Raw genomic sequence first — 14,799 nt, 5'->3', positions numbered from 1 at the left:
TCACCCCAGCTGGGCGGTGAGGGCGGCGGCGGCCTTGGTGCCGGTGGCGGCGCAGGCGGGGACGCCGACGCCGTCGAGATAGGAGCCGGCCAGGGCCAGGCCGGGGAGATCGGCTGTGGCGGAACGCAGGTCGGCGATGCGGGCGGTGTGGCCGGGGGCGTATTGCGGGAGGCCGCCGGGCCAGCGTTGGACCACCGCGTGGAGGGGGCGGATGTCGAGGCCGGTGACGGTGGAGAGGTCTTCGACGGCGGCCGCGATGAGTTCGTCGTCGGACCAGGACAAGGGGGCGGGGTCGCCGAAGCGGCCGAAGGAGGCTCGGACCAACGCCACGTCGCGGGCGGCGAGGTGGGGCCATTTGCGGCTGGACAGAGTGAAGGCCTTGGCGCGCAAGGGTTCACCGGTGGCGACCAGGATGCCGGAGTTGTCGGGGAGGGCGGTGTCGGCCGGAAGGGCGAGGGCCACCACGGCCGAGGAGGCCAGGTCGATGCCCGCGGCGAGGTCGGCGGCTTCCGGGGCCACCGCGCGCAGGAGCTCCGCGGTCACCGGGGCGGGGGTCGCGAGGATCACCGCGTCCACCTCGCCGACCGGATCCAGCCGCCAGCCGGTGGCGGTCCGCGCGAGCCGGGTTGCGGCAGTGCCGATTTCGGACTTGACGTCGGCGGCGGCGCGCAGGGCGTCCAGCAGTACGCCGTAGCCGTCGCGGAGGCCGCCGAAGACCGGCGTCGTGCTCGGCGGCGGCAGCGCCTCGGACACCGCCCGGGTCAGGCTGGCCGCGCCACGATCCAGGGCGGCGGCCAGCGTCGGCAGCGCGGCCCGCACGCCGATCGAATCGGCAAGTCCCGCATACACTCCCCCGAGCAGCGGATCGACACTGCGCCGGACCACCTTCTCCCCGAACCGATCCCGCACCAGCTCCCCCACCGACATATCCCCGCCCGCGACCCACGTCAGCGGCCGATTCGGCTCCGCCTCGATCATGGCCAGCGTCGCCGCATCCACCAGTCCCGCAACCGATTCCGCCGCCGCGGGAATCCCCATCAGCGTCCGCTCCGGCAGCCGATGCCCGAACCCCTCCGACCACACCAGCGGCCGCTTGCCCGCCGGATGCACCAGCTGCTCCTCGATCCCCAGTTCCCGCATCAACTCCGGAATCTCGGGCCGCCGCCCTACGAACGCCTCGGCCCCCAGATCGACCGGCTCCCCCTCGATCTCGACCGTGCGCAGAATCCCGCCCACCCGATCCCGCCGCTCGACCAGGATCAGCTCCGCCGTCTCCCCCAATGCCCGCCGCAGCCGATAGGCAGCCACCAACCCGCTGATGCCCCCACCGACAACCGCGACCCGCATCGCCAATCTCCTCGTCACCTAGTCCTCGCCGCGACCACACCGACTAGCGCACCCGCGACCCGGCGACCCGCCGACGAGCCGCTCCCACCCGAACCTACTCCCGCCGACCCTGCTCGACGGAGCCCGGTACCCACCACGGTGCGCCCTGACCACAACCCGCCCCAACCACTCTCACCTGGGCTTTCGCGGTTCGACCCCGCCCTGAGTCGCGCCCGGGCAGAAACACCCCACACACAAACGTGATTGATCCCGCGCAAGCGGCAGCCTCACGCCATGGCGCAAGACGTGGATTCGCTTCGGAGATATATCTTCAGAGCGGGGTGGGCAGGCTGTGGATGAGGGCGACCGTGTCGGTGATGACGCCGGGATCGGTGTTGGGCAGCACGCCGTGGCCGAGGTTGAAGATGTGGCCCGTGGCGCCCAGGGTGATCGCCTCGTCGGCCTCGCGGGCGATGCGGCGCACCTCGGACTCGACGGCGGCGGGGCCGGCGAACAACACCGCGGGATCCAGGTTGCCCTGCAACGCTTTTCCAGGGCCGACGCGACGCGCCGCCTCGGGCAACGGGATTCGCCAGTCCACGCCGACCACGTCCGCGCCCGCCTCGCCCATCGCGCCCAGCAGCTCACCGGTGCCGACACCGAAGTGGATGCGCGGGATGCCCGCGTCGGCGATCTCGGTGAACACCCGTTCCGAGTGCGGCAGAACGTATTCGCGGTACTGGGCCAGCGTCAGCGCGCCCGCCCAGGAGTCGAACAGCTGCACCGCGTCCACGCCCGCGGCGATCTGCGCGCGCAGGAATTCGATGGTGATGTCGGTGAGCACGCCCAGCAGCTGATGCCAGGTCTCCGGGTCGGCGAACATCATCGCCTTGGTGCGCTCGTGGTTCTTGCTGGGGCCGCCCTCGACCAGGTAGGACGCCAAAGTGAACGGGGCACCGGCGAATCCGATCAGCGGGGTGTCGCCGAGCGCGTCGAGCAGCAGTTTCACGCCCGCGGTGACCGCGCCCACTTCCTCGGCGCGCAGGCGCGGCAGGGCGCGCACGTCGGCGACGGTGCGCACCGGGTTGGCCACCACGGGACCGACACCGGCCACGATGTCGAGGTCGATGCCGGCGGCCTTGAGCGGAACGACGATGTCGGAGAACAGGATTGCCGCGTCGACGCCGTGGCGGCGGATCGGCTGCATGGTGATCTCGCACACCAGCTCCGGGTCGAAACACGATTCCAGCATGCCGATTCCGGCGCGCAGTTCGCGATACTCCGGAAGGGACCGACCGGCCTGTCTCATGAACCACACCGGCCGCCGATGCGGCACGCCACCGGTGGCGGCGGCGAGGAACGGGGCATCGGTCAGCAGGCGGCGGGTGTGAGTACTCATCACCGCCCATCGTAAAGGGGCCCCGGCGGCGCGCCTCGCACCGCTCGGCACCCCGGGGGTCTACGGTGCCTTTCGTGACACCGCTCGACTTCCGCGACGGCGCCGCCCCGACCCCGGAGCCCGAAGAACCAGCCCGGTTCCGCGCCGCGGTCGAGGCCATGGGAACCGCCTCCGTGCACCCCCGCATCGAATTGGCGCCGATCCGCCCGCCGCAGCGCCTGGCCCCGTACTCCTACGCCCTGGGCGCGGAAGTCACCCGAGCCGACACCACCGTGGTGCCCGTCGACTCCGACGGCGACGCGTTCGGCCGGCTGATCCTGCTGCACGATCCGGCCGGGCAGGAAGCCTGGCACGGGGTGTTCCGGCTGGTCGCCTACATCCAGGCCGATATCGACTCCGCGCTCGCCGCCGACCCGCTGCTGCCGGAGGTGGCGTGGAGCTGGCTGGTTGACGCGCTCGAGTCGCGCACCCCGTTCACCGCGCTCGGCGGCACGGTCACCGCCACCAGTTCGGTGCGCTACGGCGATATCGCCGGGCCGCCGCGCGCGCACCAGCTGGAGCTGCGCGCCTCCTGGACCGTCGGCGACACCGCCATGCGACCGCATGTGGAGGCGTTCTGCGAGGTACTCGCGTACGCGGCCGGACTGCCGCCCGCGGGCGTCACCCGACTGGACGTGCGCCGGGACGAGAACACGGACTGACGTGCGGGCCGAAATCCCGCGCAGGCTGCCGGAAAATAGCCTCTCGCCAGCGAGAACGTCTGTACTGCAACGAAATCGACACCCGGCACGTACGATTCCCAATGGCCCGACGCAGTGTCAAGGCCGGTCGTTTCACCGACGTGACGCGGCTCGCCGTTGCCCAACCCGTAGAGTTCAAGACCATGTCCGTACCAGATGAACCCGAAGCCACTGCCGCGGTACCGTTGCTCGCGCCAGTGGACGGTGTACCGCCGGTATTGGACACCGCCGCCGAAGTGGCGGCCGCCGCGCGCCTGCTCGCCGCCGGCACCGGACCGCTCGCGGTCGACGCCGAACGCGCCTCCGGGTTCCGCTACTCCAATCGCGCCTATCTGATCCAGTTGCGCCGCGCGGGCGCGGGCAGCTTCCTCATCGATCCGATCCCGGTCGACGGCGATCTCGAACCGCTCGCCGAGGCGATCAACGGGCTGGAATGGGTGCTGCACTCCGCCGATCAGGATCTGCCCGGGCTGGCCGAGCTCGGCCTCTATCCGGCGCGGCTGTTCGACACCGAACTCGGCGGCCGGCTGGCCGGATACGAGCGGGTCGGGCTGGCGGCCATGGTGGAGAAGCTGCTGGGCCGCGAGCTCAAGAAGGGCCACGGCGCGGCCGACTGGTCCACCCGCCCGCTGCCCGACGACTGGCTCAACTACGCGGCCCTCGATGTGGAATTGCTGCTCGAACTGCGTGACGCCGTCGCCGCCGATCTGGCCGAGCAGGGCAAATCCGAGTGGGCCGCACAGGAATTCGAGCATGTGCGCACCGCCGAGCCGTCCGGCCCGAAGGCCGATCGCTGGCGGCGCACCTCCGGCATCCACGCCCTGCGCCGCACCCGTCAGCTCGCCATCGTGCGCGAACTATGGACCACCCGCGACCGCCTGGCCCGGCTGCGCGATGTGGCGCCCGCCCGCATCCTGCCGGATTCGGCGATCGTGGCCGCCGCGACCAGCGAGCCCAAGTCCATCGCCCAGCTGCGCGCGCTGCCGATCTTCGGCGGCCCCCGCCAGCGCCGCTACTCGCGCGAATGGCTCGGCGCGGTCGAACGCGCCCGCGCCCTGCCCGACAGCGAACTCCCGCCGCTGACCCAGCCCTTCGAGGGCCCGCCCCCGGTCAACCGCTGGGAACGCCGCGACCCGGCCGCCGCCGCGCGCCTCCAACGCGCCCGCGCCGCCATGACCGACCTCTCCACCGAGGTCGCCATCCCGGTCGAAAACCTCCTCACCCCCGACCTGCTGCGCCGCATGTGCTGGGACGGCCTCCCCAAATCCGCCACCAACGGCGACGCCCCCGCCCTCATCGACGACTTCCTCGCCGCCGGCGGCGCCCGCCCCTGGCAACGCGAACTGGCCGTCCCCCGCCTAGCCGAAGCCCTCTACCCCGAGCCCTGACCCGGCCACCGGTGCCCCAGCCCGCCACACCCGCCGAATCGGCGCCGGGCGCACCGGCTCCGCAGCAGCCGGATCGGGGTTCGGTCAGTCGAGGAATTCGGGTGGGCGGCGGTCGCGGCGGGCTCGGATGGCTTCGTCGAAGTTGTCGGTGGTGAGGCGGACGTAGAGTTGGGCGAGGCCCTCGTTTTGCATGTGGGATTCGAAGGAGTTGGCTTCCAGGCCATTCCAGAGGAGGCGTTTGGTGAGTTCGCCGCCTACTCGGGACCAGCGGATGATCTGGTCGGCGGTGTCGTAGGCCGCCTCGAGGAGTTTGTCGGCGGGGACGAGGCGGGAGACGATGCCGATGCGTTCGGCTTCGGCGGCGTCGACGTCGCGGCCGGTGAGCATGATCTCGAAGGCTCGGGTGGAGCCGATGGCGCGGGGCAGGGTGTAGCTGATGCCGAGTTCGGCGGAGGTGAGGCCGTTGTTGATGCCGGCGGCGCGGAAATACGCGTCGTGCGAGGCGATTCGGATGTCGGTGCCCATGGCCAGGCAGAAGCCGCCGCCGATGGCCGCGCCGTTGACGGCGCTGATCACCGGCTGGTGCATGCGCTTGATCGTGAGCATCACATTGTCGAGCAGGGTCATCGAGCGGCGCGCGATGCTGGTGCGGGTCAAGCCTTCCACGCCCGGCACCTTGCCCGCGTGCTGCAGGTCCGCGCCCGAGCAGAACCCGTGGCCCGCGCCGGTGAGCACCACGACCCGCACCTCGTTGTCGGCCGCCACCTCCTCGAGGGTTTCGCGCAGCGGCACCATGACGTCGAACGCCATGGCGTTCATTCGCTCCGGCCGGTTCAACGTGACCAGCGCGATCTGGGGACGCGGCTTCTCGACCAGCACAAACGACATCCGAACTCCTGACCAGAAACTGTAACCTGTTACAGAATCTACGCGAGAACGTCGACGCCGCATAGAAAACGGACCCGCGATCCGGGATCGCGGGTCCGTGCGAGCTTCGGCCGAGGACTACTCGGCGGCCGGGGCCATGGCCTCGGAGATCTCCTGATTGGTGGTGTCGGACGCGCCCAGCCAGACGTGCACGCGCTGCGCCACCTCACCGGGGGTGAGCCCGAGGTCCTGGTGGATCTTGGCGCGGGCGGCGTGATCCAGGAAGTGTTGCGGCACACCGAGATCCCGGGTGGGAACGTCCACGCCCGCGCTGCGCAGCCGCGCGGAGACCGTCGAGCCGATGCCGCCGTGCAGGCCGCTGTCCTCGAGGGTGACCACCAGGCGATGGTTCTCGGCCATCTTGACCACCGCGTCGGACACCGGCAGCACCCAGCGCGGATCCACGACGGTGGCCGAAACCCCTTCGGCCGCCAGCAGATCCGCGACCTTCAAGGCCAGCTCGGCGAACGCGCCGACCGCGATCAGCAGCACGTCGGCGTGCACCGAGTAGGACGCGCTGCCCGAATCCGCGGGCAGCCGCAGCACATCCACGCCCTCGAAGCGCTCGACCGCCGGAATCTCCTCCACGGCAGCGCCTTTGGGGAAGCGGATGGCGGTGGGACCGTCGCTGACGTGCAGCGCCTCCCCCAATTCCTCCCGCAGCGTGGCCGCGTCGCGCGGGGCGGCGACCCGGATGCCGGGCACGATGCCCAGCAGCGACAGATCCCACATGCCGTTGTGCGAGGCGCCGTCGTCGCCGGTGATGCCCGCACGATCCAGCACCAGGGTGACCGGGAGTTTGAGCAGCGCCACGTCCATGAGCAGTTGGTCGAAGGCCCGGTTGAGGAAGGTGGAGTAGATGGCGACGACCGGATGCAGCCCGCCCAGCGCCAGCCCGGCCGCCGAGGTCATGGCGTGCTGTTCGGCGATGCCGACGTCGAACATGCGCTCCGGGAAGCGTTCCCCGAACGGTGTCAGACCGGTCGGCCCCGGCATGGCGGCGGTGAGGGCGACGATGTCGTCACGCTGCTCGGCCTGGGCGATGAGTTCCTGGGAGAACACCGAGGTCCAGGTGATGCCGGACGAACCGCCCAGCGGCACACCGGTCTCCGGATCGATCTGGTTGATGGCGTGCATCTGATCGGCCAGATGCTCCTCGGCCGGTTTGTACCCGCGCCCCTTCTGCGTCACCGCGTGCACGATGACCGGGCCGCCGAAGTCCTTGGCGCGCCGCAGCGCCGCCTCCAACTGCACCGGATCGTGCCCGTCGACCGGGCCCACGTACTTCAGCCCCAGATCGCTGAACAGCTCCTGCGGCGCGACCGCGTCCTTGATGCCGGTTTTGATGGCATGCAGCATCGAATACGCCGAATCCCCCACGCGCGGAATGCTTTGCACGATCCGCTTGGTGGCGTCGAGCGCGTGCTCGTAGGCGGGCTGGGTGCGCAGCCCGGCGAGCCGCTCGGCGAGTCCGCCGATGGTCGGCGCGTAGGAGCGCCCGTTGTCGTTGACCACCACGATGACCGACCGGTCCGGTCCGGCGGCGATATTGTTCAACGCCTCCCAGCACATGCCGCCGGTCAGCGCGCCGTCGCCGACGACGGCGACCACATGCCGCTTCTGCCGGGTCAGCGCGAACGCCTTGGCCAGCCCGTCCGCGTACGACAGCGACGCCGAGGCGTGCGAGGACTCCACCCAGTCGTGGGGGCTCTCGGCGCGGCACGGATACCCGGACAGACCGTCTTCCTTGCGCAGCCCGTCGAATCCGTCCTTGCGGCCGGTCAGAATCTTGTGCACGTACGCCTGATGCCCGGTATCGAAGATGATCGGGTCCACCGGCGAGTCGAAGACCCGGTGCAACGCGATGGTCAGCTCCACGACGCCGAGGTTGGGTCCGAGGTGCCCGCCGGTGACGGCGACCTTCCGCACCAGGAACTCCCGAATCTCCTCGGCCAGCTCGTGCAGCTCCGGTACCGACAGCCGACGCAGATCCTCGGGCGTGTCGACCCGGGAAAGCACTCCCACGGCTATTGCTCCCTCCGGATGTCTCCTATGTTTGCAACAGTCTACGGAGCCCGCCACGGCCCCCGATGCCAGGAACGAATGTCACCTGCGACATCGCAGCGGATGTGAGGCTGCCCACACGTTACGCCGGTTACAGTGGCCCGGTGGTCCCCTCCGGCGGCGTCGTGGCCCGCATCCTCGAGGAAGTCTACGAGCTGTGCCGTTCCGACACATCCGGAACGCTGGCCGACTACATCCCCGAACTGGCGGCGGTGCAACCCGATTCGTTCGGCATCTGCCTGGCTACCGCGGACGGGCGGGTGTACGGCAGCGGAGATCTGGACACCGCGTTCACGATTCAATCGATCTCCAAACCGTTCACCTACGCGCTGGCGCTGGCCGATCGGGGGCCGGCGGCGGTGGCGGAGCGCATCGACGTGGAACCGTCGGGGGAACCGTTCTTCGAAATCAGCCTGGACCCCACCACGCAGCGGCCGCGCAATCCGATGATCAACGCCGGGGCGATCGCGGCGGCCGCGCTCGTCGACGGCGCCGACGCCGCCGACCGGTTCGCCCGAATCCGCCGTAGTTACAGCCGATTCGCCGGCCGGCAGCTGAGCATGAACGAGGCGGTCTACGCCTCCGAATCGCGCACCGGATATCGCAATCGCGCGATCGCGTACCTGCTGCGCGGCGCGGGCATCGTCGACGGCGACCCGGACGAGGCGGTGGACCGCTACTTCCGCCAGTGCTCCATCGACGTCACCGTCCGCGATCTCGCGGTCATGGCCGCGACCCTGGCCAACAACGGCACGAATCCGCTGACCCGGGAACGCGCGCTGAGCCGGCCGCTGGTCGAGCAGGTGCTGTCGGTCATGACCACCTGCGGCATGTACGACTCGGCGGGCGATTGGGTGACCACGGTCGGCTTGCCCGCGAAAAGCGGTGTGGGCGGCGGGATTCTGGCGGTGCTGCCCGGCCAGATCGGGATCGCGGTGTACTCGCCGCGGCTCGACGCGCACGGCAGCAGCGTGCGCGGGGTGAAGGCGTGCCGGGAGCTGTCGAATCGGCTGGGCCTGCACTTCCTGCACGTGACCCGGGCCGCGCACACCGCGATCCGGGCCGCCTACTCGGTGGCCGAGGCGCCGTCCCGGCTGCGCCGCGACGCCGACGAGATGGAAGTCCTGCACGAATTCGGCGACCTGGCCCGGATCTTCGAATTGCACGGCGACCTGTTGTTCGCCGGCGCCGAATCGGCGGTGCGCGCCGTCGAGGACACCCCCGGGCGACTCGAAGCGCTGGTCCTGGACCTGCGCGAGGTCGGCGATGTCAGCCCGGTCGCCATCCGCATGCTCGACGATCTCGAGGCGGAGCTGGCCGCCGCCGGATGCCGGGTGGCCCTGGTCGATCCGGACGCCAAACTCGGGCACCTGGTCTCCAGCCTGGATCCCAAGGATCCGCGCGGACGGGTGTTCATCGACCGCGACTCCGCCACCGAATGGTGCGAGGAGATCATTCTCGACCGGCACCGGCCGCCCGGCCAGGCATGCCCGGCCGCCCTGAGCCTCGACGAACACCCCGCACTCGCCGATCTCCCCGACGACGAACGAGCCCGGCTGGCAAAGGAATTCGAGACCCGCACCCTCGCCCGCGGCGAGCTGATCGTCGCCCGCGACAGCCCGCGCAGCGGCTTGTTCCTCATCCTCGACGGGCGCGTCCGCTTCACCTTCACCGACCGCGACAATCGCCGCCACCGGCTGATCACCCTCACCCCGGGCCTGTCGTTCGGCGAAACCTCCATGCTCGCGAACGTCCCCTTCGCCAACGACGTCCACGCCGAGACGACGGTCCGCCTCGCGGTCCTGTCCCCCGACCGCTTCGACGCCCTCACCGCCCAGGCGCCGGAAGCGAAACTGGCGCTGCTGCAGCGGCTGGCCGCCACCGCCTACACCCAGGCCGATGCCGCCCTGCGCTCGGTCGCGACCCATCCGTCGCTGTAACTCGTCGCGTCCCGCACCTGGCCGATGCCGCCGTGCACGCGGCGCACGGCGGCATCCGGCCTGCCTCGGGCCGGGCCGTTCGACACCCCTCGATGGTCGTCCGGGCCCGCCCGCAGTCTCAGCGGTAGCCGTATTCCTTCCAGCGGTCGAGGACGCGCTGCTGGATCTCGGCGGGCCAGCCGTTTTCGAAGCTGCCCTTCACCGGGCGCTGGGTTTCGTCGAAGAGGTCGGCGAGCAGGCAGTTGTAGATGACCTTGCCGGCCCGGTACGAATGCTGTTCCACCTCGGACAGATACACCGGCAACGCGGCGGTGAGCTCGGCCGGGAAATGGACTTCGCCGTGCTCGGGGTGGGCGCGGGTGGCGAAGGCCCACACGATCTGGTTCACGTCGGTGATGTCGACGTCGTCCTCGACCAGCAGCACCTTCGGCACGCCGAATCCGGCCTTGCCCGCGAAAACGATCTCGCCGACCCGCTGCGCGAATTCGCCCGACGACACCGGAAGCTTTGTGTGCCAATCGGATTCGGCGGCGACAAAGAGCCAGTGCAGCGCCGACTCGTAGGAGAACCAGGTGGACGCGATCGGCAGTCCGGCCTCGCGCAGCTGATACAGACTCTCGGCGGCGTGCATGGTGCCGGTGGCGGTGTGGTCCTCCTCCACCGGCGGTCCGGCCGCGACGACGGGCAGGATCGCACCGTCGCGGTAGGTGATGGCGGAGACATGGAAGACCGGCTTCTCGGAGGCTTCGACCGCGTTGTAGCCCGGGTACTCGTTCATCGGCCCCTCGAGCACCGTCTCGTCGAACGAGATGTGGCCCTCGATGACGATCTCGGCGGTGGCGGGCACCATGACGTCCACGGTCTCGGCGCGCACCACCTCGATGCCCTCGCCGAAAAGCGCGCCCAGGAAATGGGATTCGTCCGCACCCTCGGGCAAGGGCATGGCCCCGACGAACGGCAGCCCGGGCTCCACGCCCAGGGCGAGCGCGATGGGCATGGGCTTGCCCTGCGCGGCCCACTGGGCCCGGATGATGCCCAGATGCTGCGGTCCGGGGATCAGGCAGGCCAGGGTGGTGCGGCTCGCGATCATCATGCGATTGATCGACCAGTTGGTCCACGAGCCGTCGGGGGTCTGGCGATGTTCATGCCGTAGGTCTGGATGTAGCGCCCGCCGTCGTTGCCGTGGATCAGCGGTGTCGGGAAGGCCAGCAGATCGATGTCGTCGCCGCGCACGATGTGCTGTTTGCAGGGCGCGTTCTCCGCCGCGACCGGCACCGGCGGGATGCCCGGCTTGCGACGGGCCTCCACGATCGCCTCGACGATCTCCTGCCCGGACGCCTCCGCCGGCAGGCCTAGCGCCAGCGCGATGCGGGCCAGCGGGTGCCCGGGACCCGACAAGCCGCCGGGTGCGCCGAGCACCCGGAAGCCGCTGTCCTCGTATCCCGCGATCCTGGTGAACAGCGGCGCGGGCGCCTTCAGGTCGTAGGAGCGGCGAATGATCGCGCCGATCTCCAGCTCCCAGTCCACTTCGGTGTCGATGCGCTGGATCTCACCGATCGCTTCGAGCGCGTCGATGAACTCGCGCAGGCTCTTCAGATGGGCCACAGGGCTTTTCCTTCGTTGGTCACTCGCCCCGGCGGGGCAGTTCGGGGACGTCGACGCCCAGCACCTCGAGGGCGCGCCCGGCGGTGTGGTCGACGATGTCCGCCACCGATTCCGGGTTCAGGTAGAAGGCGGGCACCGGCGGCATGACGATGCCGCCCATCTCGGTGACCGCGGTCATGGCCCGCAAATGCGCCAGGGTGAGCGGGGTTTCGCGGACCATCAGCACCAGGCGGCGACGCTCCTCGAGGGTGACGTCGGCGGCGCGGGTGAGCAGATTGTCGTTGTTGGCGTAGGCCACCGCCGATAGGGTGCGAATCGAGCAGGGCGCCACGATCATTCCCGCCGTGCGGAACGAGCCGGAGGCGATGGCCGCCCCGATATCGGCGGGCCGATAGGTGACGTCGGCCATAGCGGCGAGATCGCCTGCGCTGAGCCCGGTTTCGTAGGCGCGGGTCTGCTGCCCGGCCGGGGTCACCACCAGATGCGTCTGCACGCCCGCCTTGCGGGCCAGCTCCAGCACCCGCACCCCGTACGCGATGCCGGTCGCACCGCTGATCCCCACGACCAAACGCCGCACACCACTCACCGGTCAAGGATCGGGCAACTGCCGGATAGCCATCAATCGAGAAATCCGTGAGAATCGATAAGCAATGCTGATCGAAGATTCTTTCCGAGACACTCGTGTCGACCCGGCCGAACTGGAAGCGTTCGTGATACTGGCCGAAGAACTGCACTTCGGGCGGACCGCGGCGCGGCTCGGGCTGTCCCAGCCGCGGGTCAGCCAGCTGATTCGCAGCCTGGAACGCCGCATCGGCCGGCGACTGGTCGAACGCACCAGCCGCCGGGTCACGCTCAACCCGCTGGGCGAGCAGTTGCTGACCCGGGTGCGGCCCGCCTTCGCGGATCTGCAACGGGCGATGTCCGAAACCCGCACGCTGGCACGGGGTTTGCGGGTCGGTTTCCTGGGGCCCTACGGTTCGACGCTGGACGCGCCGCTGGGGAGTTTCCGGGACCGGCATCCCCGCTGCCCGATCACGCTGACCCAGATTCAGTGGACCGATATCTACGGGCCGCTGCGGCGCGGGGAGGTCGATATCCAGATCGCGTTGACGCCGATCGAGCAGCCGGATCTGACGGTGGGTCCCGAACTCGGCGAGTTCCCGCGACTGCTGGCCATCGCCCGCAGCCATCCGTGGTCGGCGCGGGCGAGCATCGATGTCGAGGATCTGGCCGAGTTGCGGGTCATCGGACCACATTCGGAGGTGAGCCCGGAGTTCGCGCGCGGTTTCTGGCCACCGGCGACCACGCCGTCCGGGCGCACGATCCCGCGCGCCGCGCCCGCCCGCACCGAACCCGAGATGCTCTCCGCGGTCGCCCACAACGACGCGGTGTTCGCCACCACCACCGCCATGCCGACCTACTTCACCCATCCCGAGGTGACGTTCGTGCCGCTCACCGGGCTGCCCGCGGCTCGGGTGCGGCTGGTGTGGCCGGTGCGCACCGACAATCCGAAGGTCGCCGAATTCGCCCAGCTGGCCACCGAACTGGCACGCCCGCCGCTACGCCGCCCGACGTAGCGGTGATTACGTCCGCGTGTGCAGGCGCGGCGGCGCGAACCGGCCTACGCTGGCGGACAACGAGATTCCTTCCCTCTTCAAGGCGATTGTCATGACCGATTTCGATCCCGCGGTCTACGGACCCCCCGACGTGCGGGTCGGCACCGCCGAACGCGAGCAGGCCGCGGCCGCCCTCGGTGAACATTTCGCGGCCGGACGCCTGGACGTCGCCGAATACGACGACCGGGTGGGCCGGGCCTACGCCGCCCGCACCGCGGGTGAGCTGGCGGTGCTCTTCGGCGACCTGCCGCGCCCGCAGCCGGTCGCCCCGCAGCTGCTCGCGCCCGCCGCCGTGCCGCGCCGCCCGGTGGCGGTCGCGCCGATCGCGGTGGCGGTGGTGCTGGTGTTCGCGATCGCGTTCGCGGTGGCGACCCATTTCTTCCCGTTCTTCCTGTTCCCCGTGCTGTTCTTCGCCCTCGCCCGCGGGCGGCGCGGGTGGGGGGCGCGGGGTTACGGGCCGCGCTATCGCCGGCTGTGAGAGTTAGGCTGGGGTCGTGGGTGTCATAGGCGAACTGTTCCCCGGCAAGAAGCTGGAGGACGAGGGCGGCGAGTCCGGCGACGGGCAGCAGCATCGGCCTCGCCTGGCCATCGACCTGGACGCGGGGAAGATCACGCTGTCCCCCGCGCCGCCCGCCGACCCGCAATCACCCGCCGCGCAGGGCTAGTGCGCACCCGCTAGGGTGGGCCGCGACAGGCCGAGGTGGCTCGGCGCGGCCGGGAACAGGGGCGATATCGCGTGACGGACAACCATGATCACTGGTCGAACCCCCATGGCGCGCAGCAGCCGGGCGGGTATCCGCCGCAGGCGCCCTACCAGCAGCCGCAGCCGGACGGCCCGGCGCAGGGGTGGGGGTATCCGGTTGCGGGACAACAGGGTTGGGCGCCGCAGGACGGGGGGCAGCCCGTCGAGTATCCGCCGTATCAGCCGCAGTACCAGCAGCCCGGGTATCAAGATCCTGGACAGCCGCAGTACCAGCCGACGCAGCAGTATTTCACGCCGCAGCCGGGCCCGGAATTCCCAGGGCAGCAACAGTTTCCCGGTTATCCGCAACCGGTCCCGCCGTCGCGCGGGCCGAACCGCATCTGGTTGCTCGTCGGCGCGATCGTGCTGGTGCTCGTGCTGGTCGGCGGCGGCCTGGCGGCCTATGTGATGACCCGGGACGGCTCCGACTCCTCCACCACCGCTTTGCCGCTCACCAGCGCGAGTACCGCCCCGACCGGTAAGAAGTCCAGCCCGTCCGCGACGCCGTCCACCGCGCCCAAGAGCGGTGCGCGGACCGTGGTCGCCCCGGCGCTGGGCATCAGCTACGACGTTCCCAGCGGCTGGACCATCGCCGCGCCCACCGAGACCACGGTCCAGACCGGCACCGACGGTACGCTGTTCGGTTACGCCAAATCCAGTGAGGGCCAGGACTATTGCCCCGGCTCGGCGTTCCGCTCGCTGGTGTCGGTGGCGCAGGTGGACGGGGTCACCGATCTCGGGCTGGCGGCCACCAAGGCGGCCAAGATCTCGATCGAGAGCGGCTACGACGACCCGACCGGCGGCAAACCCGGCGCGCCCACCGCCGTCACCACGACCGCGGGAATCACCGGACAGCAGGTGGAGGCGTCGGGCCCCTGGAAGCCGACGCTGTCCGGCTGCACCACCAACGCCTACTCCGTCTACACCTTCGCCTTCACCGGTCCTCGCAACGCCACCCTGGTCCTGTCCGTCCTCGCCGACCGCGGCACCACCGGCGAACTTCCCGCCGACCAGGCCAAGGCGCTGATCGCCAGCGTGCGCACCTCATAGAA

At 70.3% G+C, this 14,799-nt stretch carries 12 protein-coding genes and 2 pseudogenes; 7 read left to right on the top strand and 7 right to left on the bottom strand.

The features are described from left to right. Together D7D52_RS23010 and hemE are read right to left on the bottom strand one after the other, a co-directional pair. Positions 1 to 1,347 (bottom strand): protoporphyrinogen oxidase, encoded by a 1,347-nt coding sequence (locus tag D7D52_RS23010; RefSeq protein WP_120739533.1) that lies wholly within the window; start codon positions 1,345 to 1,347, stop codon positions 1 to 3. A 310-nt stretch (positions 1,348 to 1,657) separates the two neighbouring features. After that, on the bottom strand, positions 1,658 to 2,725 hold the full coding sequence (hemE, locus tag D7D52_RS23005; protein WP_120739531.1) for a uroporphyrinogen decarboxylase: 1,068 nt from the start codon (positions 2,723 to 2,725) through the stop codon (positions 1,658 to 1,660). Positions 2,726 to 2,799: 74 nt separating this feature from the next. Here hemE and D7D52_RS23000 point away from each other — a divergent pair, with 74 nt between their 5' ends. Further along, positions 2,800 to 3,426, top strand: coding sequence for a DUF3000 domain-containing protein (locus tag D7D52_RS23000; RefSeq protein WP_120739529.1), 627 nt, complete (start codon positions 2,800 to 2,802; stop codon positions 3,424 to 3,426). A 182-nt stretch (positions 3,427 to 3,608) separates the two neighbouring features. Continuing rightward, the gene (locus D7D52_RS22995) at positions 3,609 to 4,853 is read left to right on the top strand and encodes a ribonuclease D (protein ID WP_120744384.1); all 1,245 of its coding nucleotides are present in this window, start codon (positions 3,609 to 3,611) and stop codon (positions 4,851 to 4,853) included. Positions 4,854 to 4,937: 84 nt separating this feature from the next. On the opposite strand, the gene D7D52_RS22990 is transcribed toward D7D52_RS22995, so the two are convergent. Both D7D52_RS22990 and dxs read right to left on the bottom strand, forming a co-directional pair. Then, entirely contained in the window at positions 4,938 to 5,741 is an 804-nt protein-coding gene (locus D7D52_RS22990) for an enoyl-CoA hydratase (protein ID WP_120739527.1), read from the bottom strand. A 117-nt stretch (positions 5,742 to 5,858) separates the two neighbouring features. Beyond that, positions 5,859 to 7,805 carry a 1-deoxy-D-xylulose-5-phosphate synthase gene (gene dxs / locus D7D52_RS22985; protein WP_120739525.1) on the bottom strand — a complete coding sequence of 649 codons (1,947 nt, stop codon included), beginning with the start codon at positions 7,803 to 7,805 and terminating at the stop codon, positions 5,859 to 5,861. Positions 7,806 to 7,948: 143 nt separating this feature from the next. Here dxs and glsA point away from each other — a divergent pair, with 143 nt between their 5' ends. After that, positions 7,949 to 9,784, top strand: a complete 1,836-nt coding sequence (gene glsA, locus D7D52_RS22980) for a glutaminase A (protein ID WP_246023236.1) — start codon at positions 7,949 to 7,951, stop codon at positions 9,782 to 9,784. A 118-nt stretch (positions 9,785 to 9,902) separates the two neighbouring features. On the opposite strand, the pseudogene D7D52_RS22975 reads toward glsA, so the two are convergent. The 3 genes and pseudogenes from D7D52_RS22975 to D7D52_RS22970 form a co-directional block, all read right to left on the bottom strand. Further along, positions 9,903 to 11,092, bottom strand: a pseudogene (locus D7D52_RS22975) (UbiD family decarboxylase). Positions 11,093 to 11,104: 12 nt separating this feature from the next. Further along, a pseudogene (locus tag D7D52_RS40150) lies at positions 11,105 to 11,389 on the bottom strand (hypothetical protein); the annotation flags it as partial. A gap of 19 nt (positions 11,390 to 11,408) precedes the next feature. Beyond that, complete coding sequence (locus D7D52_RS22970) at positions 11,409 to 11,975, bottom strand: UbiX family flavin prenyltransferase (protein WP_120739521.1); 567 nt, start codon at positions 11,973 to 11,975, stop codon at positions 11,409 to 11,411. 64 nt (positions 11,976 to 12,039) lie between these two features. On the opposite strand from D7D52_RS22970, the gene D7D52_RS22965 reads away from it, so the two are divergent. The 4 genes from D7D52_RS22965 (at position 12,040) to D7D52_RS22955 (ending at position 14,797) form a co-directional block, all read left to right on the top strand. Next, positions 12,040 to 12,966 carry a LysR family transcriptional regulator gene (locus D7D52_RS22965; RefSeq protein ID WP_120739519.1) on the top strand — a complete coding sequence of 309 codons (927 nt, stop codon included), beginning with the start codon at positions 12,040 to 12,042 and terminating at the stop codon, positions 12,964 to 12,966. A gap of 91 nt (positions 12,967 to 13,057) precedes the next feature. After that, positions 13,058 to 13,483, top strand: coding sequence for a DUF1707 SHOCT-like domain-containing protein (locus tag D7D52_RS38740; RefSeq protein WP_222932659.1), 426 nt, complete (start codon positions 13,058 to 13,060; stop codon positions 13,481 to 13,483). 16 nt (positions 13,484 to 13,499) lie between these two features. Beyond that, the gene (locus D7D52_RS37935; RefSeq protein ID WP_162958487.1) at positions 13,500 to 13,670 is read left to right on the top strand and encodes a hypothetical protein; all 171 of its coding nucleotides are present in this window, start codon (positions 13,500 to 13,502) and stop codon (positions 13,668 to 13,670) included. A 71-nt stretch (positions 13,671 to 13,741) separates the two neighbouring features. Continuing rightward, positions 13,742 to 14,797 carry a DUF8017 domain-containing protein gene (locus D7D52_RS22955; protein ID WP_120739517.1) on the top strand — a complete coding sequence of 352 codons (1,056 nt, stop codon included), beginning with the start codon at positions 13,742 to 13,744 and terminating at the stop codon, positions 14,795 to 14,797. Positions 14,798 to 14,799 lie beyond the last annotated feature (2 nt).

Source organism: Nocardia yunnanensis (assembly GCF_003626895.1).
Taxonomy (GTDB): domain Bacteria; phylum Actinomycetota; class Actinomycetes; order Mycobacteriales; family Mycobacteriaceae; genus Nocardia; species Nocardia yunnanensis.
Note: the sequence above shows the minus strand (reverse complement) of the source record. Positions and strands in the feature narration are given on the sequence as shown.

Bases quoted from the DNA above. Each gene is read 5' to 3' on its own strand.
- D7D52_RS38740 (WP_222932659.1), top strand. From the start codon at position 13,058: ATGACCGATTTCGATCCCGCGGTCTACGGACCCCCCGACGTGCGGGTC.
- D7D52_RS22965 (WP_120739519.1), top strand. From the start codon at position 12,040: ATGCTGATCGAAGATTCTTTCCGAGACACTCGTGTCGACCCGGCCGAA.
- hemE (WP_120739531.1), bottom strand. From the start codon at position 2,725: ATGAGTACTCACACCCGCCGCCTGCTGACCGATGCCCCGTTCCTCGCC.
- D7D52_RS22995 (WP_120744384.1), top strand. From the start codon at position 3,609: ATGTCCGTACCAGATGAACCCGAAGCCACTGCCGCGGTACCGTTGCTC.
- D7D52_RS23010 (WP_120739533.1), bottom strand. From the start codon at position 1,347: ATGCGGGTCGCGGTTGTCGGTGGGGGCATCAGCGGGTTGGTGGCTGCC.
- D7D52_RS22990 (WP_120739527.1), bottom strand. From the start codon at position 5,741: ATGTCGTTTGTGCTGGTCGAGAAGCCGCGTCCCCAGATCGCGCTGGTC.